Origin of the sequence: Phreatobacter sp. AB_2022a, from assembly GCF_026847585.1 — a bacterium.
In the GTDB taxonomy this organism is placed as follows: Bacteria; Pseudomonadota; Alphaproteobacteria; order Rhizobiales; family Phreatobacteraceae; genus Phreatobacter.
The window spans coordinates 79,690-102,178 of sequence record NZ_JAPSET010000015.1 but is presented as its reverse complement, the minus strand read 5'-3'; the positions used below and the strand labels follow the sequence as shown (position 1 = coordinate 102,178).

Below are 22,489 nucleotides of genomic sequence, written 5' to 3'. Positions count from 1 at the left end.
GATCAGACCTCACCCGAATAGTCGCCGGCGGCATGCCGGTCGCGCACCTGCTGCACATAGGTCGGCACGAGGCCCGAGGCGACGCGGACCAGTTCGTCGATCACGGCGATCGCCAGCACGATCGCGCCGATCGCCACCGGCGTCTGCGGGATCCAGATCGGGATCGGCAGGAGGCCCTGGCCGCGCTCGTCGAAGACGAAGCTTTCATAGACCATGTTGCACAGCCAATAAGCGAGATAGAGGCCGAAGGCGGCGCAGACGGCGAGCGCGACGAGCTCGATCCAGCGCGCCGTCCGGTCGGAGAAGCGCTCGACGATGATGCCCATGCGCACCAGTTCGCCCCGCTTGAAGGTGGCGGCCAGCGGCAGGAAGGCCGCGGCCGCGCAGACCCAGGCGGTGACGTCGTCGGCGCCGCGCAACAGGGTGCCGTTCAACCTGAGGGCCGCCTGCGTCATCATGATCGCGCAGATGGTGAAGACGGCCAAAGCGCCGAGCCAGGCCGCTCCGAGATAGAGCCCGTCGAGTAGCTTTCGCATGAGCAACCTGTGATTTGATGGCGCTTCGCGCCCCGGATCGGGGTCGCGGCGCGCGTCATGGGGATGAAGAGGGGCGTGGCTGAAAAGACGATGGCGGCGGGCTCCGCCCCGCCGGGCGCGGGGCACGAACCGGCGCGATGCGACGCCGGTTCGATGGAGGCACCGGTCGCGGCGTGGATCAGGCGCGCAGACGCGACCGGAAGTTCTCGATCACCGTCTTGCCGGTATCGCCAGCCTTGGCGATCCATTCCTCCGTCAGCTTGGCGCCGACCGCCTTGACGTCGGAGAGCAGCTGCGGGCTCGGATCGACGATGGTCATGCCGTTCTTGCGCAGCTCTTCGATCGAGGCGGCCTCGACCTCGCCGGCGAGCTTCCAGCCGCGCGGCTCGGCCTGGGCGGAGGCTGCGAGCATCGCGTCCTTGACCGCCTGCGGCAGGCGCTGCCAGGCGCGCTCGTTCACCAGGATGGCGTTCTTCGGCATGGAGGCGCGCAGGTTGACGAACTGGCTGGAGAACTCCCAGGCGCGCGACTGCACGCCCGTCGCGCCGGACGTGATCATGCCGGTGACGATATTGGTGGCGAAGGCCTGTGGCACTTCGGAGGCCTGCACCAGCGTCGGCACGGCGCCGAGCAGCTCGGCCATGCGCGAGGTGATCGGACTGACGGTCCGGAACTTCATGCCGCGCATGTCGGCCGCCGAATTGATCGGCGTCTTCGAATAGAAGGCCTGGCTCGGCCAGGCGACGCAGTAGAGCACGCGGATCCCGCGCCGCTGGCAGGTGGCTTCCAGCGCCTGCTTGGAGGCTTGGTAGAGCAGCATGCCCTGGTCGAGGCCCTGGGCGAGGAAGGGGATCGAATCGAGCTCGAAGAACGGGTCCTCGTTGCCGAACTGGCTGATCAGGATCTCGCCGGCGGCGACCTGGCCTGTCGACACCGCGCGCAGGATCTCCGGCAGGCGGATCAGCGAATTGTTGGAATGGACCTGGATCTTCATCGACCCGCCGGTCGCCTTGGTGATCTCCTCCACCCACCAGCGGACGTTCTGGGTGTGGAAGGTGCCGTCGGTATAGGGCACCGGCATGTCCCAGGCGGTCTGCGCCCTGAGCACGGTGGGTGCGGCAAGCGTCGTCGCGCCGGCCAAGCCGGCGAGAATCTGGCGGCGGTCGAACATGTGAGAAGCTCCTGAAGTCCCTGATCTCTGGAAGGCCCGCCGTTGTCCGGCGGTCGAGGCATCTGCCTTTGACATGCAATTGGATCGCTGTTTCACGCACAAGACAAGGGCTACGCGCGCATTGCGGTGCACACAAAGGCGCGTGAATGGGCGCGCGCCAGCCTCCAGCCAGGACATGAAACGGCTATCGGCGATGACGATTGCGCAACATTTTTTCCAAGTCAACACATCGTCGATAATTTGTCGTCGTTTTATTGATTTGATTTCGGGGATATGTGACGACTAAATGGACCGATGCCGCCGCTCCAGCCCGTGAGAGACGCGCCCATGCCTTCGCCGACTTCGCCCAAGTCGCCACCGACCAAGTCGCCGCCGACCAAGTCGCCACTCCCCCAGTCACTGCCGCCCGAAGCTGCCTCGACGGCCGCTATGCCCGCAGCCAGCATCGGTCCGATCGTCTCCTCGGCCCATCTCGCATCCGGTGCCATGCCGGCGCTGTCGGAGTTCGAGTTCGGCCTCATCCTGGTCGGCCACGCCTTCGAGCGCTGGATGACCCGCTGCGCGCAAGGGGCGGGCATGGCCGGCCTTTCGCCGCTCGAAGTGCTGATCGTCCATACCGTCAATCACCGCGGCCGGCCGAAACGCATGGCCGATATCGCCCTGGTGCTCAATATCGAGGACACCCACCTCGTCACCTATGCGGTGAAGAAGCTCGAAGCCGCCGGCCTGATCCGCAGCGAGAAGATCGGCAAGGAAAAGGCGATCGGCACCACGCCGAAGGGAGCCGAATTCTGCCTGCGCTATCGCGAGATCCGCGAAGCGCTGCTGATCAAGGGCGTGAAGGCCTTCGGCACCGATGCGGTCGAGCTGAGCCGGATTGCCGCCGAGATGCGCGCGCTGTCCGGGCTCTACGACCAGGCAGCGCGAGCGGCGGCGAGCCTCAGCTGACCGCCTAGCCGCCGTAGGCCTTCGCTCCCGCCTTGCTGACGAGCCCTTCGGCGACATCGTGGGCGACCGCGTCGCGCTTGCGCTTCTTCGGATCGCCGATGCCGCCTCCGCCGGGGGTCATGACCACCAGCCGGTCGTCTGGGGGGATCATCTGGAAGCCCTTGCCCTTCAGCTTCTTGCCCGACTTGAGCGCGACCGCGCCGGCCGCGCCGTCCTTGCCGCCGTCGCGGCCGCGCGGCGGATGGTCGATGCGGTCATAGGCAGCGAGCAGGTCGAACGGCTTGCCGATGCGGCTGCCGACCTCGATCACCTGGCCGAGGCCGCCGCGGGTACGGCCGGCGCCCCCCGAATCCGGCCGGAACTCCTTGCGCCAGAAGATCAGCGGTGTGATCGATTCGGCGATCTCGACCGGCGTGCCCTTGACCCCTGACGGATAGGCGGTGGTCGAGAGGCCGTCCTTCAGCGGCCGCGCCCCGGTGCCGCCATTGGCGGTGACCGCCATGGTGAACCCGTAATTGCCGAGACCGGCATCCTCGGTCTGGCCGCGGACGTTGAGGTTCCAGAGGCACGATGTGCCCTCGGCGGGAACGCGATCGGGGATCGCCTGGCGCAGCGCGCCGAAGACGACGTCGGGCAGCATCTGGCCGATGACGTGGCGCGAGGCGACCGGCTTTGGCTTCAGCGCGTTGACGATGCTGTCCTCCGGCGCCGACACGGTGAGCGGCGCCAGCGACCCCGCATTGTTCGGGATATCCTTGCCGACGATGCAGGCGAGGCCGAACACCGTATAGGCGGTCGTATAGGCGAGCGGCACATTGATGCCCCGGCGCGAGGCCGGCCCGGTCCCGGCATAGTCGACATGGATGCCCGATTTCGACACCGTGACGGTGGCGGTGAGGGTCACCGGCTCGTCATAGCCGTCGACCGTCATGCTGTTGGTCCAGGATCCCTGCGGCATGGCGGCGATCGCCTCCAGCACCGCGGCGCGCGAACGGTCGAGGATGTGCCCGGAGAGCACGTCGAGATCGTCGAGGCCGAACTCGGTCATCATCTCGGACAGCCGCTCGCAGCCGACATCGTTGCAGGCGGCGAGCGAATAGACGTCGCCCTCGGTATCGACCGGCAGACGCGTATTGGCGCGGATCATCGCCATCAGCGTCTCGTTGAGCTTGCCCTTGTCGGCGAGCTTGAGCAGCGGGATGTAGAGCCCTTCCATGAACACGTCGGTCGCGTCCGGCCCGAAGCCGATGCCGCCGATATCCATGAGATGGCTGGTGCAGGAGAACAGCGCGACCAGCTTGCCCTTGTGAAAGGCCGGCGTGGTCAGCACGAAGTCGTTGAGATGGCCGGTGCCCATCCAGGGATCGTTGGTGATGTAGATGTCGCCTTCGCGCATCGTCTCGACCGGAAAGGCTCTGATGAAGTGCCTGACGCTCTCGGCCATGGAATTGACGTGGCCCGGCGTGCCGGTGACGGCCTGGGCCAGCATGTTGCCGTGCCGGTCGAAGACGCCGGCCGAAAGATCGCCGGCCTCGCGTACGATCGCCGAGAAGGCGGTGCGCAGCAGCACCTGCGCCTGCTCCTCGACCACCGCGATGAGGCGGTTCCACATGACCTGCAGGTCGATATCCGAAAGCTTGGTCATGGCTCTCACTGCCCCTTGGCCGGCTTGGCCGGTTTGGCTCGCTTCGCGGTCGCGGCCGGCCCGGTGGCCGTCACGGCTTTCGCAGGTTTGGCCGGCTTGCCAGTCGCCGCAGCCTTCGCAGGCTTGGCCGGCTTGCCGGTCGCCGTGGCCTTCGCAGGCTTGGCCGGCTTGCCGGTCGCCGCAGCCTTCGCAGGCTTGGCCGGCCTGCCGGTCGCCGCAGCCTTCGCAGGCTTGACCGACGTGGCGGCCTCGGCGGCCTTGGCGGTCAGCAGCAGGCCATGGCCGGCGTCGAGCTGCGCATCGAAGCTGGCGGTGACGAAGGTCGAGGTCCCCGCCTCGACGATGATGGCGGGCCCGGCGACGGTGGCGCCGGGGGTCATGGTCGCGCGGTCGACCACAGGAACCTTGACGGTCCTGCCGCTCTTCGCGTCGAAGACCGGGCGGGTGCCGAGCGGCTTCGGGCCGTCCTTGCGGCGCGCCTTCGCCAGCGCGGCGGGACGGGCGGTGTCGGTGGTCACGAGCAGGGCCCAGGACAGCACCTCGATCGCGGCGCCCGGGATGTGGCGCGCGAACAGCCGCCGATAGCCGGCTTCGAACTCTGCGCGCATCAGCGCCACGTCCTTCTCCGTCAGGGCGCGATTGGGCAGACCGACAGCAATCTCGTGGCCCTGCCCGGTATAGCGCATGAAGGCGGTCCGCGTTTCCGTGAGCGTGCGTCCGCCGGCGGCTGCCTTGGCGAGGCTCGTCGCCTCCTTGCTCATGCCGGCAAGCAGCTTGCTGGCTTCCTTCGCATCGAAGCGGTCGAGCCGCATGAACTTGGAATGCACGAGCTCATAGGCGGCCGGCGCGCGCAGGAAGCCGACGGCCGAGCCGACACCGGCATCGGCGGGGATGACGATGCGGGAAATGCCGAGCTTTTCAGCCAGCCTCGCCGCATGCAGCGGGGCGGCGCCGCCGAACGCCACCATGGTGTGGTCGCCGACCACGACGCCGCGCTCGACGGCGTGGACGCGTGCGGCATTGGCCATGTTCTCGTCGACGATCTCGGCGACGCCATGGGCCGCCATCGCGATCTTCAGCGCCAGGGGCTTGCCGACCGCCGCGTCGAGCGCGGCATCGGACTTGTCCGGATAGAGCGTGATGGCGCCACCGGCGAAGCGTGCGGGATCGATGCGGCCGAGCGCGACATCGGCGTCGGTCACGGTCGGTGCCGCCCCACCCCGGCCATAGCAGGCCGGGCCCGGCACGGACGCCGCCGAATCCGGGCCGACCGTGATGCGCTTCAGGCTGTCGACCCGCGCGATCGAGCCGCCGCCGGCGCCGATCTCGACCATTTCGATGACCGGGATGCGCACCGGCAGGCCCGAACCCTTCATGAAGCGCGACTGGCGATCGACCTCGAACGTGCGGGCCTTGTAGGGCGTCGCATCGTGGATAAGGCAGATCTTGGCCGTCGTGCCGCCCATGTCGAAGGACAGGACCTTGTCCTCGGCGCGCTCGGCCGCGACATGGGCGGCGAGAATGGCGCCGCCGGCCGGGCCGGATTCGACGAGCCGGATCGGAAAGCGCGCGGCGGTCTCGAGGGTCGCGAGCGAGCCGCCGGAGGTCATCAGATGGATCGGCTTGGCATAGCCTTCGGCGGCGAAGCGCGCCTTCAGCCGACCGAGATAGCCGGCCATCAGCGGCTGCACATAGGCATTGGCGATGGCCGTCGAGGTGCGCTCATATTCGCGCATTTCCGGGCAGACTTCGCTCGACAGGGTGATCGAGACGCCGGGCAGTTCCTGCGCCAGGATCTCGCCCGCCCGCACCTCGTGCGCGCCGTTGGCATAGGAATGGATGAAGGCCACCGCGACGGCCTCGACGCGGAGCTTCTTCAGCTCCTTCGCCACCTTGCGCAGCGCCGCCTCGTCGAGCGGCAGCCACACCTTGCCCATTACGTCGATGCGCTCGGGCACGGTGAAGCGCAGCTTGCGCTCGATCAGCTGGCGCGGCTTGTCGATGAAGATGTCGTACTGATCGTAGCGCCCCTCGTCGGCGATCTCGATCACGTCGCGAAAACCATCCGTTGCGACCAGTGCGGTCCGGGCGCCCTTGCGCTCGATCACCGCATTGGTGGCGAGCGTCGTGCCGTGGACGAAGACGGCGAGATCGGCGAAGCCGATGCCCGCCTCGGCCAGCACGATGCGGGTGCCTTCCACCACCGCCTCCTCGGGCGCGTGCGGCGTCGTCAGCACCTTGGTGGTGAAGCGGGTTTCGCCCCGTTCGAGAACGATGTCGGTGAAGGTGCCGCCGATATCGGTGGCGAGACGGTAGGTTTCGGCAAGTGTCATGCGCGGGACACTAGCGATCGCCGTGCCAAGAACAACCTCGATCTGGGGAATGAGGGCAATGCAGGTCTGCCGTAGGCCGGCGGCTCGACCGGCGGGACGGACCGTGGAAATCTCCGCCCGAAGGGAGAACGGCATGGCCAAGGCAAGAGGAACCACGGCGCCGCAACCGGCAAAGCCGGCAAACAAGGCAGCCCCGTCGCGCCGCACGGGCGCGAAGCTGCGACAGGCTGCCACAGCGCGGCAGCGCTCGGTCGAATGGGCGCGGCTCACCGCGCCGGAGCTGAACGCGCTCGCCGCGGCTGGTGCGCTGGTGGTCCTGCCCGTGGCCTCGACCGAACAGCACGGCCCGCATCTCGGCACCGGCGTCGACACCATCCTGTGCGGCCGCGTCTGCCTGATGGCGGCGGAACGGGCGCAGGACCGGCGAGCGGTGGTGGTGGCGCCGACCCTCTGGCTCGGCCTTGCCGAACATCACATGGACCATGGCGGCACCTTCACGCTGGACATCCCGACCTACCGGGCCGTGCTGCTCGGGATCGTCGGCGCGCTGAAGCGCCACGGCTTCCGGCGCGCGCTGATCGTCAACGGCCACGGCGGCAACATGGCGGCGCTGAACGCCTTTCTGCCCGACCTCACCCGCGAGACCGGCCTCGCGATCGCGGCCACGACCTATTTCGAGCTCTGCCAGCCGGCTTTTGCGCCGCTGCTCGACGACCAGGACGGCGTGCTGCATGCCTGCGAGGCCGAGACGTCGATGATGATGGTGGCCGCGCCCGATGCCGTGCGCGCCGACCGGCTCGCCGAAGCCCATGGTCCGAATTTTTCGAGCGCCCGCGACGTGCTCCAGCCGGCGGTGCAGCAATGGCGCTCGTTTCGCAGCTTCTCGCCGTCGGGCGTCGTCGGCGACGCGCGCCGGGCCTCACGTGCCAAAGGCGAAAAGCTCGAGGCCGCCGCGGTGGCGGCGCTGGCCGAGGTGATCGTCGAGGGCAGGCCCTGGGATTGAGCGGCGCGGTGTTCAGTCCCCTGCGAGCAGCGCGCGCGCCCGGGTGAATTCGCGGCAGCGGGCAAGGCCCGGCCAGACCACGAGGGACGCTTTTTCGTGCGCCCCGAAACCGGGTGCGAGCGTAAGCACTTCGGCATGCAGGCCGGGATAGGGGCCGGGGCCCGGACGAAGCAGGGCATCGAGGCGGCCGGCGAGAAGATCGGCCACATCGTCGCTCGCCACCGCCCGCACATAGTCGGGCGGGCGCTTCGTGCCGGCGAGACGGGCGAGCAGGCGCTCGGGTTCGTCGTTGAGGGCCGGCGAAATGCCAAGGCGGAGCGGTTTCGTTTTCAGAGCCTTCGCAATCGTGTCGCTGGCCTTCGACAGGCGTTGGAAGGCATCGGACACCTCAGGCAGCAGGGCCTCGCCCTGGGCGGTGAGGACCAGGCTGCGGTGCAGGCGCTGGAACAGCGGCACGCCCAGCGCCTGTTCCAGATGCTTCACCTGCTGGCTGACTGCGCCGGGCGTGACGGCAAGTTCCGAAGCAGCGGCCTTGAAACTCAGATGGCGGCCGGCGGCCTCGAAGGCGCGCAGTCCGTTCAAGGGAGGCAGACGATAGCTCATGGTCGCGGATCCCGGCGGGGCGAAGATCTCTTCACAATAGAAAAACTCTTCCAGGATGCCAGAAACAATCGGTTGAGCGGGATCGGGGCGTGCGGGAGAAAGTGCGCACCGACGGCCCGGCGGACGCGTCATTGCGCAGCGACGGAGCATCGGCGCCGAAACCGCTTGCAGCTCGCCGGACCGGAGAGACATGCCATGACCGAGACCATCCATCCCTTCTACGAGACCCATCGCGTTGCGATGGAAGCCGAGATGCGCCAGCGGCTCGACCTTGCCGGGACGATGCTGTCCGAGCGCGCGCATCTGGCCGACATCGATGGGATCAAGCGGGAGGTGATGGACGAGTTCCATACCGTGCTCACCCAGATGCCCTATGTCGGCGGCGCGGCAAGCCGCATGAGCGATTTCTTCATGCACCTCCTCGGCTTCATCGCCATCAGCCGCGTGCTCCGGCGCCACGCGTGCCGTTGCCGGTGATCGGCGACATCGAGCGGGAAGCCTACAAGGCACAATTGCTCGGCGCGCCCGAAGCGGAGCGGCTGGCCGCCGGACGCCAGTTCCTGTCGCCGGAGAACCAGGTCTTGCTGCGTGAGCAGGCCGCAAGAAGCCTTCGGGAGGAATTTCCGGACGACTTCGTCTACGATTTCGTAGAGCCAGGTCCGGGCGACAGCTTCCTCTTCGGCATCAACTACAAGGCCTGCGGCTTCTGCAAATTCGCTGCGCGCCACGGGGACAAGGCAATCCTGCCGAACATTTGCGGACTTGATTTCGACGCCTATGCGGCGCGCGGCATTCGCCTGGAACGGAGCCAGACGCTGGCCGGCGGCGCAAGCCATTGCGATTTCCGGTTCTCACAGCTCCGGCCGGGCGCGATGTAGCCTTCAGGCCGGGCGCGTGCTCACCGCACCGGCGCGAGCCACTTCTTGTCCAGCATGACGTGGATGCCCTTGTTGCCGTTGACGACCTGGGTCACCCTGACATCCGCAACCAGCGACATCAGGGCATAGGCTTCGTCCCGGTCGAGCCCAGAGCGGGCGGTGACGAGGTCGATCATGCTGCGCAGCGCGATCTGCACGCAGGTGTCGAGGTCCGGGTCGAAGGCCATGGTCATGACATGGGTCGCCGTCTCGGCCATCGGCCAGACGAGGCTCATGTCGTCGCGCACGGTGAGCCTGAAGGTGCCGATCAGGCCGGTCTCGATGGCGGTGATGCAGACCTCGCCGTCGCCCTGCGCGCCATGGCCGTCGCCGACGGAGAAATTCGCGCCGTCGACGTGAACGGGCAGATAGAGCGTGGTGCCGGCCACCAGTTCCTTGTTGTCGAGATTGCCGCCGTTGCGGCGTGGCGGCAGGGTGTTGACCCGGCCCCATTCGTGCGGCGGGGCCACTGCCATGACGCCGAAGAACGGCCGGTCGAGCGCGATCTCGTGACCCCAGGGCATGAGCGCGACGCGCGCGGCCCGGTCGATGCGCGAATGGAACAGGCGCTTCGCCTTGACGTCGTCGGGCAGCGCGCCGGCGAGCGGGGCGACGAAGGTATAGCCCCAGTCGTAGTGCAGCTCGATCGCCTCGATATCGACCTGCAGGACCTGGCCGGGCCTGGCGCCCGCGACCGCCACCGGGCCGGTGCAGATATGACCGGGCAAGGCCGGGCCGCCGAAACGACGATGGATGTCGGCCAGTCCCGGCGGAATGCCCCAGGACGGGTCCGGCAGGACATCGCCGCCGCCCGACACGGTGGAGATCGTCACCCTTTCTCCGGAGGCGATGGTCAGCCGCGGCGCGAGCGCCGCTTCGAAATAGCCCCAGTGGGCGGTGTCGGCGTTGGCGTCGAGGCGATGGGTCATGGCGTCACGGGGGCTGTCAGGGCGAAACGGTCGCGGCATTCTTCACCCGCATCCAGTGCGTGGCGAGCCCCGTGCCGAGGAAGAGGAGCCCCGCGACATCCGCATAGATGTTGGAGGCGAACAGCAGCGCGCCGCCAATGAAGCAGAGGATGCGCTCAGGCCAGTTCGCCTGCGCCAGCGCGTAGCCGGTGAACATGACGCAGAGGCCGACCAGGGCGAGGCAGGCGGTCACCGTCGACCAGAGCACCGAGATCCAGGCGAGCAGCCCCGACGGTGCCGCGTAGACGGTCGCGCCCGCGGCGTTGACACCGGCCGGCACCAGCATCAGGAGTTCGGCGCCCTGCGGCGTCAGGCAGAACATGAAGGGCACGACGAAGGCCGGCAGCGTATATTTCCAGGCCTGCATGGTGGTGCGGAACGGATCGCCACCGGTGATCGCGGAGGCCGCGAACGGCGCCAGCGCCGTCGGCGGCGAGACGTCGGCGAGCACCGCGTAGTAGAACATGAACATATGCGCCGCGGCCGGCGCGACGCCGACCTTGATGAGCGCCGGCACCAGCATCACGGCCGCGATGATGTAGCTCGCCGTGACCGGCACGGAGAGGCCGAGCACCCACATGGCGAGCGCCGCCATCAGCAGGATCAGGAAGACGTTCGATCCGCCTGCGGAAATGATGATGCCCGAGATGGTCAGGCCGAGGCCGGTGAGATTGACCACCGAGACGATGACGCCGGCGCAGGCACAGGTCGCGACGATGCCGAGGGTCGAACGGGTACCGTCGATCAGCGCGTCGATCATGCCGGTGCCGCCCTGCGGCGCCGGCCGGCCGGCACGCGCCGCGACGAGGCTCTCGAGCCCGGAGACGGCGACCGCCGTGGCGATGCCCCAGAAGCTGGCGACCGACACGCGGCTGTCGAACAGCTCATGCAGGCCGAGCGCGCGCGGCAGGTCCGAATTGCCGAACAGGAAGGCCGCGAGCGCCGCCAGGCAGCCGATGGCGAAGGCGCGGCGGGTGACGAGCTGGCTCTCCGGCCGCACCATCGACAGCACGAAGGCGACCACGATCGACCAGTAGACCGCCATGAAGCTGGTATAGCCGAGCACCAGGAAGACGGCGATCGCACCGAGCGACAGGAAATGATAGCCGCCGGCCTTGGTCAGCTCCCAGAGCGAGGCATCCGAGGTGCGCACCGCCCGCACATTCATGCGCCTGCTGTCGGCCTCGGTCATCAGCCAGCAGGAGACGTAATAGAGAATGGTCGGGATCGTCGCGTAGATGAGGATCTGCAGGTAGTCGACGTCGAGGAACTCGGCGATGATGAAGGCTGCGGCTCCGAGCGTCGGCGGCGACAGCGTGGCGCCGATGCCGGCAGCCGACAGCATGCCGCCGGCCACCTCCGGCGAATAGCCGGAGCGGCGCAGCATCGGCCAGGCGAGCGAGGAGACGGTGACCGTGGTGGCGACGCCCGAGCCCGAGACCGTGCCGAGCAGGAAGCCGGAGGCGACCACCGCCCGGCCCGGCGCCGAGGGCGAGGCCTTCTTGCCGAACAGCGCGAAGGCCCATTCGATGAAGAACTTGCCCGCGCCGCCGCGGTCGAGCACGGCGCCGTAGATGGTGAAGAGGATGATGAAGGTCGCGGCGACGTCGAGCGGCGTGGTGAAGATGCCTTCCAGCGTCAGGTAGTTCTGGCCGATGATGCGGTTCAGCGTGAAGCCGCGGTGCTCGAACACATCGGGGATCAGCCAGCCCGATCCGGCATAGCAATAGATCAGGAAGACCACGGCGATGGCCGGCAGGATCCAGCCGACGGTGCGGCGCGTCGCCTCCAGGATAAGCAGGATCAGGGTGAGGCCCAGCACCATTTCCTCGGCCGACGGCCGCATGGCGCGAACCTTGTACTCCTCGATGTTGAGGGCGAGATAAGCCGCCGCGTAGAAGCCGACGGCGACGAAGATCCAGTCGACCGGCTGATAGCGCGCCAGCGTCGCATGCGAAACCAGCAGCGGATAGGCAAGGAAGCACAGGGCGACGACGAGGCCGAGGCCGTAGGCGAAGTTCGAACGGCCATAGACCGCGAACATCGGATTGGGATTGTGCAGGAGGTAGAGGATCAGCGCCACCGCCGTCGCCGAGAAGATCAACTCCTCGATCGTCGGCCGGCGCGCCTTCACCGCGCCGTCGGTCCCCGTGCGGACCAGCGGATAGAGCACGAAGGTCAAGGCGAGGCAGAGGACGAGGAAGGTCGAGCGGTAGATCGTCGTATTGACGGAGAACTGCGTCCAGAACAGCGCATAGGCCGCGACCAGGAAGCAGGTGGCGCCGGTCACCCAGCCGAGCCAGCCGGTGACCCGACGGGCCGGCCCGCCCTCGGAATCCGACGACAGTTTCTCGATCTCGTCGGCGCTGAGCTGGCGCTCCTCCGACGGCCCGGCCGCCGGAGCTCCCGCAACACCTGTCGTCATGCCGATCGTCCCTTAGCTCTTCCCCGCCGGGGCGACGCCGTCTTGCCGCGGCGGCCTGTCCCCATGAGCGACCATAACCGGTCGCGCCGACAAGAAAAGCCGGGACGGTATCCCCATCCCGGCTGTTTTCGACATTGGCGAATGGCCGCGGCGCGGCGGCCTCACATGGCGATGCCCTTGGCCTTGTAGAAGGCGGCCGCCGCCGGATGGAACGGAATGGCGGTCTTGGCTGCGGCTCCCGCTACCGTCAGGCGCCGGGCCTCGGGGTGGATCTGCTGGACCTCGGCGAGATTGTTGAACGTGCCTTCCAGCATGGCGGTGACGAGCTTTTCGGGCGCCGAGGCGCTGACCACCAGCACATTGGCGACCCCGAGGCCGGGCACGGCGGTGGTCTGGCCGCCATACGCGTTGGCCGGCAGCGTGAACGGCCGGTAGAGGCCGGGATAGCGGCCCTCCAGCACCGTGAGCTCCTTCGAGGTGTCGACGAACTTCATCGGCGTGCGGCCGCCCTGGGCGAGATCGCGCACGGCCGCGGTCGGCACGCCGCCGATCCAGAAGAAGGCGGCGATCTTGCCGTCGGACAGGGCATTGGCCGATTCGGCGACGCCGAGATTGTCGCGGGTGATGTCCGCCTTCGGGTTGAGGCCGCCCGCGGTCAACACCCGGTCGGCCATGCCTTCCGTCGACGAGCCGGTGGATCCGACGCCGATGCGCTTGCCCTTCATGTCGGCGACCGTATTGACGCCCGAAGCGACACTGGCGACGACGTGGAAGAAGGAATCGTAGAGCACCGCCAGCACGCGCACGTCGCGCTTGCCGCCCTGCGCATAGGCGCCGACGCCCTTCAGCGCGTCATCGACCGAATCGAGGGTCGAGAAGCCGACGTCGGCATCGCCCGCCGCAACCAGGTTGACATTGTCGACCGAGCCGCCGGTCACCTGGGCGGTGGCATGCGTATTGGGCAGCTTTTCGGACCAGACGCGGGCAAGCCCGCCGCCATAGACGAAAAAGACCCCACCCGTGCCGCCAGTGGCGATCGTCAGCCTCTGCCGCGACTGGGCGAGCGCCGGCGCGCCGAGGACCAGCGCCCCGCCGGCGCCGGCAAGAAGCGCCGTGCGGCGGTTGAGAACGAACGACATGGAATTTCCTCCCTGAACGAAACGGCCCGCCCGTGGGCCTCCTGCCGGCTGGAGCCGGACGTGGTTGGTCCGGTCACTATAACCGACATCTCCGCCCCGATAAGAGGCCTGCCATGCGACCAAAGGCGAAAGCCGGAGCCGGCCTTCGGTCTGCTTCCATCTGTCGCGTCCGGCCGCGGCCGGCATGGCCGAGGGCGCCGTCCCATGCGAGCAACCGCGAAGGCGGCGCGTGACCTCAGCCCGCGCCCGCAGGCCGTAGCGCCGCCGCTCACCCTTCGCAGGGAAACCGGCCGAGAATGGCAAAGCGCTGGTCGCGCGCGGCCTGGCGGAACACCACCAGCGCATCCAGCCGGAACGGCGCAGCGATCGGCTGATAGGCCGCGGCGAGCGCTGCACGCACGGGTTCGCGCCGCTCTTCCGGGAGCGAGCCCGTCAGCGTCATGTGGTAGCGGAAATCCTCGAAGATGTAGGGGTAGCCCCAAGCGTCGAGATGGCCGATCTGGCGTTCGGTGAGCGGGCTCTTGAGCCGGCGCTCCCGGTCCGCCGCGCTCATCGGCGCGCGCAGCGCGTCGAAGCCGCGCACGCAGTCGGCGGCGAGCGCCGACAGCCCCTCCGACGGCTCGGCCGGCACCAGCGCCACGAAGGACTTGAGCGTGACGACCTCCAGCCGCGGCAGCGTCACCGCCGGCCGCCGGTCGGCGAAGACCATGACAGCTTCCAGAAGATCGGCCTCGCTTGCGCCGTCCGCCAGCGAGAACGGTGCCTTCAGCGTGCCGTGGAAGCCGTAGCGCCGCGGATCGTCGGTCAGCGCCCGCCAATCCGGCGCATTGCACGGCGCAGCATCCGGAAACGGCAGGTCGCGGGCGCTCGCCGCGTCATAACCGATGATCGAGGACCCGAACCGCCAGAGCGGATCATCCGGCGCGGGAGCAGCATAGATGGCATAGCGGGCTGTCATGGCCCGAAGCCCTTAGCGCGGATCGCATGACGGCCTCAAGACGGCTTCAGCGCTCGCCCCGGCGCAACCCATAGGCGCTGGCGAGCGTCCTGATGCGCTCCTCGGTCTCGACGATCCGGCACGGGCCGGTCACCATCGCGTAGATCGAATGGGCCCAGCGGTTGGGCGTCTCGTAAGCTTCGAGCCGGCAGGTGAGGTCGCGCAGCTCCTTCCAGCTCTGCTGCGCGGCGGTCAAAAGTTCGCTCCAGCGCGCACGGCCGGCGGCCGGCAGGTCCTCACGCGCCCTGATCGCGGCAAGCGCCTGGCTCCAGGTCGTCTCCAGCCGCGCGTCGAGCCGCGCGGCGTGACGCTCGTAGCAGGCGGTGAGCGGCGCATAGTCGCCGCCGCGGCCCGGATGACGGCACAGCGGCTGGCTGCCCTCGGCCCCGATCAGGTCGCGACGGTTGGGACCGCGCTGCGGCCCGGCGAGATGGCCGCGCATCCGGTCGGCGACCTGCTCGCCGAACCGGTTGGTGAGATCGCCGACGATGACCTGGGTGAGGCCGATCCGGCAGGCGCGGCTCGCAGCCTCGGCCGCCGCGGGTCCGAGCCGCTGCTGGAACGCCAGGAGATCCGCCGCGCAGGTCCGGTTGCGGAACGTCACCCAGAGGTCCAGGGCCCGCGCGAACTCGGCGCCCCACACCTTGCGCTCGTCGGCGTCGAGCTGGCCGTGCCAATCCGCGATCGCCTTGGCCGCATCGTTGCGGGCGACGACGAGCGCGGCCTCCGCCTCCGTTTCCGCCGGCGCGAGGCAGGCGAGCCGCTCGGCCGGCGCGAGGCTTGCCGGGCACGGCGAGCGCGCCGCCGCGGCAGGGGATCCGAAAAGGCCGACGGCGAGCACGAGCGGCACCATCCATCGCGCGGTCATCGGCGGCTTTCCCCTGAACGTCATGCGTGCATCTGTGCTATCGTGCTATTTCCGCAACGTGCCGGATGGCCAGAGCTCTGTTTCACGATCCCGCGGGCCGAACCACGGAAGCTTTGCGCCGATGGCCATGCGGCCCTATATAGCGGTCCGATCCATCGACGCGGGCACCCATGCTCAACAGTCTCGACATTGCCAAACCTGCCTATGCGACCCGGGTGGTCGTCGCCATGTCCGGCGGCGTCGACTCCTCGGTCGTCGCGGCCTTGATGGCGGAGCAGGGCTATGACGTTGTCGGCGTGACGCTGCAGCTTTACGATCATGGCGCGGCCATCCATCGCAAGGGCGCCTGCTGCGCCGGCCAGGACATCAACGATGCCCGCCGGGTGGCCGAGCGGCTCGGCATTCCGCACTACGTGCTCGACTACGAGGAGCGGTTCAAGGCGGCGGTCATCGACCGTTTCGCCCAGTCCTACGCCGCCGGCGAGACGCCGATCCCCTGCGTCGACTGCAATCGCCACGTCAAGTTCACCGACCTCCTCGAAACGGCACGCGACCTCGGCGCCGATGCCCTGGCGACCGGCCATTACGTGTCGAGCCGGGCCCTGCCCGACGGCCGGCGCGCACTCTACCGGCCCGTCGATGCCGACCGCGACCAGAGCTACTTCCTGTTCGCGACCACCCAGCCGCAGCTCGACCTGCTGCGCTTTCCGCTCGGCACCATGACCAAGCCGGAAACGCGCGAGCACGCCCGCAGGTTCGGCCTGTCGGTCGCCGACAAGGCCGACAGCCAGGACATCTGCTTCGTGCCGACGGGCAAATATACCGCCATCGTCGAGCGGCTGAAGCCGGAGGCGGCCGAACCCGGTGAGATCGTCCATGTCGACGGCCGGGTTCTCGGCCGCCACGAGGGCATCATGCGCTTTACCGTCGGCCAGCGCCGGGGCCTGGGAATCGCCGCGCGCGAGCCGCTTTATGTGGTCGGTCTCGATCCGGCCGGCCGGCGCGTTCTGGTCGGCCCGAAAGATGCGCTGGCGACCCGCGCGATCGGCCTGCGCGACGTCAACTGGCTCGGCGACGCCACGCTCCGTCCGGGCGAGGCCATCGACTGCTTCGCCAAGGTCCGCTCGACCCGGCCACCGAAGCCGGCCGTGCTCAGGGCGACCGCCGGCGGCCTGGAGGTCGAGCTGCTCGATGGCGAGGAAGGCGTCGCTCCCGGCCAGGCCTGCGTGCTCTACGATGCCGCCGAAGGCCCGGCGCGCGTGCTCGGCGGCGGCTTCATCACCCGACCGGCAGCGACGCTCCGCACCCCGGCCGCCGCGCCGCTTCACGCCGCGCTCTAGTGTCCGGCGCCTGACGGGCCGGACGATCGTCCGCCGTGCGCCATAGGACACCCCCCGGTCGCGGACGGCACCGCCCGGCCTCCCAATTGTTCGCCGATCCTGGCAAGTGATGTCAGGGAAGCCGTCTTTATCGGGAAAAACGCAACGATATCGTGCCAGCACGGAGTGGCCGCACGGCGCGGCCGCAGCGTGCTTTCCTTGCGGAGTGCCGGTCATGACAAACGGCTTTCAGCAGATCTTCGACGCGCAGAAGGATCATTTCCTCACCGACGCGACGAAGAGTTACGCATGGCGGATCGATCAACTCGACCGCATGGAACGCATGCTCCGCGACAACCAGCAGGCCTTCTGCGAGGCGCTGCATCAGGATTTCGGCAAGCCGCCCTTCGAGCAGCTTTTCGAGATCACCGTTCCGAGCGGGGTGATCGACTTCTATCGCCGGAATCTGCGGGATTTGATGGCCCCGCAGGCCGTCGCCCTTCCGCAAGGCCTGGCAGCCAGCGGCAATCGCGGGATCATCTACAAGGAGCCCTACGGGGTGACGCTGGTCATCGGCCCGTTCAATGCGCCGATCCTGCTGCTGCTCGACCCGGCGGTCGCGGCGCTGGCCGCCGGCAATCCCGTGATCCTGAAACCCGCCAATACGACCCCGGCGACGGCGGCGCTGTTCCGAACGCTCGTGCCGCGCTACTTTTCTCCGGAGAACGTCGCCGTCGTCACGGGCGGGCGCGAGGAGATCGGCGAGCTTCTGAAGCTGCCCTTCGACTTCATCTTCTTCACCGGCTCGTCCGCCGTCGGCAAGGTGGTGATGCGCGCTGCGGCCGAACATCTGACGCCGGTCCTGCTCGAGCTCGGCGGCCAGAACCCGACCATCGTCGACGAAACCGCCAATCTCGACATCGCCGCCGACCGGATCGCCTGGGGTCACAATGCGATTTCCGGACAGTGGTGCATTGCGCCCGGCTATGTCTGTGTCCACGAGACTGTCGCCGACGCCTTCCTGGCGAAGCTCAAGGCCTCGATCGTCAGGATGTATGGCGAGGATCCGAGCCAAAGCCCCGACTTCGCCCGCATGATCAGCGCGCACGACGCCGAACGCGTGGCGTCCTACATCCTGCCGGACAAGGTCGTGCATGGCGGCCGCTTCGACATTGCCGCGCGCTATGTCGAGCCGACCGTCCTCTATCCCTCGACATGGGACGACCCGGCATTGCAGCAGGAGGTGTTCGGTCCGGTGCTGCCGGTGATGCCCTATCGCGACCTCAGGGACATCGTCGCGGCGATCAAGCGCCGGCCCAAGCCCCTTGCCGCCTACATGTTCAGCAAGAACCAGCCGGCGATCGACCATGTGCTGGGGAGCCTGTCCTTCGGCGGCGGCTGCATCAACCAGACAAACCTGCATTGCTGGATCGACAGCCTGCCGTTCGGTGGCGTCGGCGCCAGCGGCATGGGCAAATATTACGGCAAGGCCGGCTTCGACGCGCTGAGCAACACGAAAGCCATGCTGATCGGCAATCCGGACGTCGAGCTTGATGTTTTTCCGCCCTATGCCGGCAAGGACATAACGAATAGCCTCAGCTTGTTTTCCTAACGAAAGGCGGCTGCCTATGCATATGGCGATGGTGATTGGCGCGGGGCTCGTCCTGCTCGGCCTGTTCTTGCTCTTCGGCAAGCTCTGGGGTGGTTCCGAACCCGCCTATGCCCTGGCCGCGAAGGCCTTCGTCCCGGTCTGGCTGGCCGTCTCGCTCGCCAATATGTGGGTCGGCGTGGCACGCGCCGGCTATTCTGTCCGCGAGGAACTGCCGATCCTGCTCATCGTCTTCCTCATCCCAGCCGCGATCGCCGGCGGCGCGCTCTGGCGCCTGGCACGATAAGGCCTGCCGCCGATGACGGACCAGCCTGCCCACCACCCGCTGCTGCGGCGCCGCGACGGCCACCATGCCCGCGTCACCTTCGAAGAGCTGTTCTTCGACCTCGTCTATGTCTTCGCCGTCACCCAGCTCAGCCACGAGCTGCTGACCAACCTGACCGTCACGGGCGTCGCCGAGACGCTCATCCTGTGGTTCGCGGTCTGGCTCGGCTGGCAATATACCTGCTGGGTCACCAACTGGTTCGATCCGGAAACGCCGCGCATCCGCGGGCTGATCTTCGCGGTGATGCTGCTCGGCCTCGTCATGGCCGCCGCCCTCCCCGGCGCATTCGGCGAGCGCGGCCTCGTCTTCGCCCTCGCCTATGTCGCGATGCAGGTCGGTCGGACGGCCTATATCGTCTGGGAGCTCGGCTCGGACCATCCGCTGGCCGCCAACTACCGGCGCATGCTGGGCTGGCTCGCGATCGCCGGCGTGTTCTGGATTGCCGGCGGCCTTGCCGACCACTGGGTCCGCGCCGGTCTCTGGACCATCGCCATCGCCTGCGAATATCTCTCCCCGATGTTCGGCTTTCCGCTCCCCGGCCTCGGCCGCTCCAGGACCAGCGACTGGACGATCGAGGGTGGGCACCTCGCGGAGCGCTGCCAGCTGTTCGTGATCGTCGCGCTCGGCGAAACGCTGCTGGCGACCGGCGCGACGCTCGCCAAGGCCGGCACGTGGAACGCGCCGGTCCTGTCGGCCCTGCTGGCGACCTTCCTCGGCACCCTCGCCATGTGGTGGCTCTATTTCGGCACGTCGAGCAAGGACGCCACCGACCGGATCACCCATTCCGACGATCCCGGCCGGATCGGCGCCTATTTCCACTATATTCACGTCATCCTGCTCGGCGGCATCATCGCGACCGCGGTGGGCAACGATCTCGTGCTGGCCCACCCGCACGACCCGGTGAAGACGGCCTATGCCCTCATCCTCTCGGCCGGCCCGGCGATCTACCTGCTCGGCAGCGCGATCTACAAGAAGGTGGTCTATGGCGTGGTGCCGGCCTCCCACATGGCCGGCGTCGCGGCGCTGCTCATCCTGATCCCGATCGCACTCACCCTCGACCTGCTCGCGGTCGGCTGGCTGACCACCATCGTCATGCTGGCGGTCGGCTACTGGGAGGGCCGGATCCTGCGGCAGCGCCGGCTCGGTGCCGGCGAACAGCCGGCGGCGCACTGACCGGACCGCCGTCAAGGCGCGCCGGCCGCGGCACGGCCTGCGCGCCTCGCCATGCTGCCCCCGTCGCGGTTTCGGCCATGGCTCCGATTTCGGCGTTCACTCCCGCGCCCGATACCGATATGAGTGGACGCGAAAACCGCGACATTGGCCGGAGCCCTGATGGCTGCAGCAGAACTCGACACCCAATCGATCCAGAAGGCCTATGCCCGCTGGGCGCCGATCTACGATGCGCTGTTCGGCTCGATCACGGTGACCGGCCGCAAGGCGGCAGTGGCGGCGGCAACCAGGGTCGGCGGCCGCATCCTGGAGGTCGGGGTCGGCACCGGCATCGCCCTGCCCGATTATGGCAGCGGCTGCCGGGTGATCGGCTTCGATCTGTCCTTCGACATGCTGAAGATCGCGCGCAAGCGGGTCGACGACGGCCTCAGCCACGTCGAGGGCATCCTGCAGATGGATGCCGGGCGCCTCGCCTTCGCCGACGCCTCCTTCGACTGCGTCGTGGCGATGTACCTGATCACCGTCGTGCCCGACCCCGAAGGCGTGATGCGTGAGCTCAACCGCGTCTGCAAGCCGGGCGGCGAGGTCATCCTGGTCAACCATTTCGCGGCCGAGGGCGGCATTCGCGCCCTGATCGAGAAGGCCGCCGCGCCGTTCGGCGACAAGCTCGGCTGGCATCCCGACTTTCCTTTCGCGCGGGTGACCGGCGAAAAGGAGCTGAGCGTCATCGAGAAGCGGTCGGCCGGCTTCGGCGGCCTGTTCACCCTGGTCCGCTTCCGCAAGGACGGCGGTCCCCGGGCCTCGGCCGGCTGACGAGACGCCAGGCTGCCGCATGAGCGAGACGGCTCCCCGCTACCATGCCTTCGGCCCGGCCGGCCGGATTGCGGCCGCGGTCATCGCGCTCGCCGGGTGGTCGGCGCTCGCCCTGCAGGCGGCCCTCACGATCGGCCTCGTCAGGCGCGGCGGCGGCTCGGTGCTCGACGGGCTCGTCCTCCTGGCCGGCTATTTCACCATCCTGACCAACCTGGTCGTCGCGACGACCCTGACGGCGGTCGCGGCCGGGCGCGCGGTCGGCGCGTCGCTGATCGGCGCCGCCACCCTGTTCATCGCCATTGTCGGCATCGTCTATTCGCTCGTCCTGCGTGCCCTCTGGAGCCCGGAGGGCTGGCAGAAGCTGGCCGATGCGGGACTGCACGATGTCGTGCCGCTGCTCGTCGTCGCCTTCTGGTTCGTCTTCGTGCCGAAGGGCGGCCTTGCCTGGCGCGATCCCGTCACCTGGCTCGCCTTCCCCCTCGCCTATTTCGTCTATGCGCTGCTGCGGGGCGCCACCACCGGCTGGTGGGCCTATCCGTTCCTGAACGCCGACGCGCTCGGCTATGCCGCGGTGCTGCGCAACGCCGTCATCCTCACCGCCACCTTTCTCGGCCTCGGCCTCGTCCTGGTCGCCCTCGACCGCACGATCGGTGGACGAGCGCGCTGAGCTTTGCCTCGGACGCCTTGACACCCCTTCGGATCGGGCACTATATCCGCGCTCTCCGGATCGCTTCGGCGCTTCGGACAGCCTCTTTGGGGCGGGGTAGCTCAGTTGGTGAGAGCGCAGGATTCATAACCCTGAGGTCGGCAGTTCGACTCTGCCTCCCGCTACCAAACTTCCCGACAATTCAGGTCTTTGGCCGTGGTCCAAAAGCATTAGGCCATGCAAGCCGCCCTTGTCCGGCGGCCGGCACGGCCCATCGCAGCCTGCGCGGTGATCACGCCGCCCGGCGCTGGAACTCCGCCCATTCCTCGGCCACCGCCTGGGCGACCGTCGGCCGTTCGAGCTGCCGCTTATGATAGGCGGCGAGATCCGGCCAGCGGCGCAGGTCCGTGCCGACATGGCGGAACCAGTTGAGCAGCACCACCAGATAGGCGTCGGCGACGGTGAAGCGGTCGCCGAGCAGGAACGGGCGGCCGCCCAGCCGCCGGGTGATCGCCTCCAGCGTCGGCTCCAGCAGCGTCCTGGCCCGCTCCTTCGCCTCGGGTGGCGACTTGGCCGTCAGCAGGACGCTGAAGACGCGCTTGTGCACCTCGGTCGAGAGGTAGTTCAGCGTATCGATGAGCTGATAGCGCGCGAGCGTGCCCCAGGCCGGGGCAAGCCCCGTCTCCGGCTTCTGGTCGGCGAGGAACTGCAGCACGGACGGGCCTTCGTTCAGCACCGCTCCATCGGGCAGGGCCAGCGCCGGCACATAGCCGTTGGGCGAAATGGTCCAATAGTCCCGGCCATCGTCGGTCCGCTTGGCCTGGTTGTCGATATAATGCACGGTGACCGGCAATCCGGCTTCGAGGATGGCGATATGCGCGGCAAGCGAACAGGCCATCGGTGCGGCGTAAAGGTGCATGGCATCCTCTTTGTTTTATGCGAAACGGTACATAAATAGACGGATCCACAGCCCTCGTGTCAAATGATTTTATGCAAGACGGTACAAAACAACCCCGCCGCGCGCCCGGACGCCCGCGCTCGTTCAGCGAGGCCG

At 68.2% G+C, this 22,489-nt stretch carries 19 protein-coding genes, 1 tRNA gene and 1 pseudogene; 10 read left to right on the top strand and 11 right to left on the bottom strand.

All coding sequences use genetic code 11. The features are described from left to right. Positions 1-2: 2 nt before the first annotated feature. The gene (locus OZ671_RS13175) at positions 3-536 is read right to left on the bottom strand and encodes a TRAP transporter small permease (RefSeq protein WP_268861172.1); all 534 of its coding nucleotides are present in this window, start codon (positions 534-536) and stop codon (positions 3-5) included. A 178-nt stretch (positions 537-714) separates the two neighbouring features. Further along, on the bottom strand, positions 715-1,707 hold the full coding sequence (locus OZ671_RS13170) for a TRAP transporter substrate-binding protein (RefSeq protein ID WP_268861171.1): 993 nt from the start codon (positions 1,705-1,707) through the stop codon (positions 715-717). Positions 1,708-2,136: 429 nt separating this feature from the next. On the opposite strand from OZ671_RS13170, the gene OZ671_RS13165 reads away from it, so the two are divergent. After that, complete coding sequence (locus tag OZ671_RS13165) at positions 2,137-2,655, top strand: winged helix DNA-binding protein (RefSeq protein WP_268861170.1); 519 nt, start codon at positions 2,137-2,139, stop codon at positions 2,653-2,655. A 4-nt stretch (positions 2,656-2,659) separates the two neighbouring features. Here OZ671_RS13165 and OZ671_RS13160 read toward each other — a convergent pair whose 3' ends face one another. Further along, on the bottom strand, positions 2,660-4,300 hold the full coding sequence (locus OZ671_RS13160; protein ID WP_268861169.1) for a hydantoinase B/oxoprolinase family protein: 1,641 nt from the start codon (positions 4,298-4,300) through the stop codon (positions 2,660-2,662). 5 nt (positions 4,301-4,305) lie between these two features. Continuing rightward, positions 4,306-6,633 carry a hydantoinase/oxoprolinase family protein gene (locus OZ671_RS13155; protein WP_268861168.1) on the bottom strand — a complete coding sequence of 776 codons (2,328 nt, stop codon included), beginning with the start codon at positions 6,631-6,633 and terminating at the stop codon, positions 4,306-4,308. A 133-nt stretch (positions 6,634-6,766) separates the two neighbouring features. Here OZ671_RS13155 and OZ671_RS13150 point away from each other — a divergent pair, with 133 nt between their 5' ends. Next, positions 6,767-7,636 carry a creatininase family protein gene (locus tag OZ671_RS13150; protein ID WP_268861167.1) on the top strand — a complete coding sequence of 290 codons (870 nt, stop codon included), beginning with the start codon at positions 6,767-6,769 and terminating at the stop codon, positions 7,634-7,636. 12 nt (positions 7,637-7,648) lie between these two features. Here OZ671_RS13150 and OZ671_RS13145 read toward each other — a convergent pair whose 3' ends face one another. Continuing rightward, on the bottom strand, positions 7,649-8,239 hold the full coding sequence (locus tag OZ671_RS13145; RefSeq protein WP_268861205.1) for a LysR family transcriptional regulator: 591 nt from the start codon (positions 8,237-8,239) through the stop codon (positions 7,649-7,651). Positions 8,240-8,434: 195 nt separating this feature from the next. Between OZ671_RS13145 and OZ671_RS13140 the strand changes: the two are divergent. Further along, positions 8,435-9,117 (top strand): annotated as a pseudogene (locus OZ671_RS13140) (L-2-amino-thiazoline-4-carboxylic acid hydrolase). 20 nt (positions 9,118-9,137) lie between these two features. Here the strand turns inward: OZ671_RS13140 and OZ671_RS13135 are convergent. From OZ671_RS13135 to OZ671_RS13115, 5 genes are all read right to left on the bottom strand, one after another. Next, positions 9,138-10,085 carry an acetamidase/formamidase family protein gene (locus OZ671_RS13135; RefSeq protein WP_268861166.1) on the bottom strand — a complete coding sequence of 316 codons (948 nt, stop codon included), beginning with the start codon at positions 10,083-10,085 and terminating at the stop codon, positions 9,138-9,140. Between the two features lie 16 nt (positions 10,086-10,101). Beyond that, entirely contained in the window at positions 10,102-12,549 is a 2,448-nt protein-coding gene (locus OZ671_RS13130) for a TRAP transporter permease (protein WP_268861165.1), read from the bottom strand. Positions 12,550-12,710: 161 nt separating this feature from the next. Next, entirely contained in the window at positions 12,711-13,688 is a 978-nt protein-coding gene (locus OZ671_RS13125; protein ID WP_268861164.1) for a TAXI family TRAP transporter solute-binding subunit, read from the bottom strand. A 268-nt stretch (positions 13,689-13,956) separates the two neighbouring features. Next, positions 13,957-14,646 carry a DUF1045 domain-containing protein gene (locus OZ671_RS13120; RefSeq protein WP_268861163.1) on the bottom strand — a complete coding sequence of 230 codons (690 nt, stop codon included), beginning with the start codon at positions 14,644-14,646 and terminating at the stop codon, positions 13,957-13,959. A 46-nt stretch (positions 14,647-14,692) separates the two neighbouring features. Further along, positions 14,693-15,577, bottom strand: a complete 885-nt coding sequence (locus OZ671_RS13115; protein ID WP_268861162.1) for a lysozyme inhibitor LprI family protein — start codon at positions 15,575-15,577, stop codon at positions 14,693-14,695. Between the two features lie 146 nt (positions 15,578-15,723). Here OZ671_RS13115 and mnmA point away from each other — a divergent pair, with 146 nt between their 5' ends. The 7 genes from mnmA to OZ671_RS13080 all read left to right on the top strand — a co-directional run bounded on the left by mnmA (position 15,724) and on the right by OZ671_RS13080 (position 21,623). Next, the gene (mnmA, locus tag OZ671_RS13110; protein ID WP_268861161.1) at positions 15,724-16,893 is read left to right on the top strand and encodes a tRNA 2-thiouridine(34) synthase MnmA; all 1,170 of its coding nucleotides are present in this window, start codon (positions 15,724-15,726) and stop codon (positions 16,891-16,893) included. 214 nt (positions 16,894-17,107) lie between these two features. Beyond that, positions 17,108-18,484 carry an aldehyde dehydrogenase family protein gene (locus tag OZ671_RS13105; protein ID WP_268861160.1) on the top strand — a complete coding sequence of 459 codons (1,377 nt, stop codon included), beginning with the start codon at positions 17,108-17,110 and terminating at the stop codon, positions 18,482-18,484. Between the two features lie 22 nt (positions 18,485-18,506). Next, positions 18,507-18,767: a hypothetical protein gene (locus OZ671_RS13100; protein WP_268861159.1), complete on the top strand. Its 261-nt coding sequence runs from the start codon at positions 18,507-18,509 to the stop codon at positions 18,765-18,767. A gap of 12 nt (positions 18,768-18,779) precedes the next feature. Next, a complete protein-coding gene (locus tag OZ671_RS13095) occupies positions 18,780-19,979 on the top strand; it encodes a low temperature requirement protein A (protein WP_268861158.1) in 1,200 nt (399 codons plus the stop codon). A 159-nt stretch (positions 19,980-20,138) separates the two neighbouring features. Further along, positions 20,139-20,789 (top strand): class I SAM-dependent methyltransferase, encoded by a 651-nt coding sequence (locus OZ671_RS13090; protein WP_268861157.1) that lies wholly within the window; start codon positions 20,139-20,141, stop codon positions 20,787-20,789. Positions 20,790-20,808: 19 nt separating this feature from the next. After that, positions 20,809-21,456 carry a Pr6Pr family membrane protein gene (locus OZ671_RS13085; RefSeq protein ID WP_268861156.1) on the top strand — a complete coding sequence of 216 codons (648 nt, stop codon included), beginning with the start codon at positions 20,809-20,811 and terminating at the stop codon, positions 21,454-21,456. Between the two features lie 90 nt (positions 21,457-21,546). Continuing rightward, positions 21,547-21,623: transfer RNA gene (locus OZ671_RS13080), tRNA-Met, on the top strand. A 104-nt stretch (positions 21,624-21,727) separates the two neighbouring features. Here OZ671_RS13080 and OZ671_RS13075 read toward each other — a convergent pair. Continuing rightward, positions 21,728-22,354 (bottom strand): glutathione S-transferase C-terminal domain-containing protein, encoded by a 627-nt coding sequence (locus OZ671_RS13075; protein ID WP_038307606.1) that lies wholly within the window; start codon positions 22,352-22,354, stop codon positions 21,728-21,730. Positions 22,355-22,489 lie beyond the last annotated feature (135 nt).